The organism is Virgibacillus carmonensis, assembly GCF_057836705.1.
Genome location: NZ_JBYQFJ010000100.1, coordinates 1 through 880, shown reverse-complemented (window position 1 = coordinate 880; position 880 = coordinate 1). Strand labels below are relative to the sequence as shown.

Annotated in this window: 1 protein-coding gene; it reads left to right on the top strand. The window is 44.5% G+C overall.

The genetic code is table 11. The features are described from left to right. Positions 1-880, top strand: an 880-nt coding sequence (locus AC3G7N_RS20715) for an FAD-binding oxidoreductase (RefSeq protein WP_489424054.1), incomplete at both ends; no start/stop codon positions are given.

Sequence of the window (880 nt, the reverse complement as noted above, 5' to 3'; positions counted from 1 at the left end):
AATATGAACGATGTAGTAGACTTCTCACCGGATGATCTGACAATTACCGTTCAGCCGGGACTTACCCGTTTACAATTAAATAAACTTGTAAATCGTCATGGGTTAATGTTTCCAATTGATCCTGGCGCCGATGCTACGATTGGAGGTATGGTTGCGACAAACGCAAGTGGTACTACAGCTGTGCGTTATGGTTCCATGCGCGACCAGCTACTGGATTTAGAAGTAGTTTTAGCTGATGGCACCGTTATCCACACCGGATCACACGCCAAGAAATCTTCCTCCGGGTATAATTTAACAAGTTTATTCGCCGGTTCGGAAGGTACGCTCGGAATTATAACAAAAGTAACATTGCGCCTTCACGGAATCCCTGAATATACAATGGCAGCGCGATGCACCTTTGATTCTCCTGAAAACTGTGCCAAGGCGGCCCAGGCTGTTTTATTAAGTGGAATACCAGTAATGCGCATGGAATTAGTTGATGCGCAAAGTGTTTCACAAGTAAACATGTATGGCGGATACGATTACCCTGTGAAGCACTCTCTGTTTTTTGAATTTGCTGGCTTGAATTCTGCTGTTGAAGAAGAAATAAAACTTGCAAAAGACTTAATGTACGACCTAGGCTGTCAAGACTGGAAGGCAGCAAGTGACTCGAGAGATCAAAAAGAATTGTGGAAAGCACGTCATGAGCTATCATATGCGTACAGCCATGTAAAAGGGATGAAAGATACTGGTGCAGATGTCTGCGTACCAATCTCTCACCTTCCAGAACTGGTTGTCTATGCACGCGAACTTATTGAACAAAGCGGATTAGAAGGCGGGATCCTCGGACATGTTGGGGATGGCAACTTCCACACAATCGTGGTTTTTGATCCGAGTAATC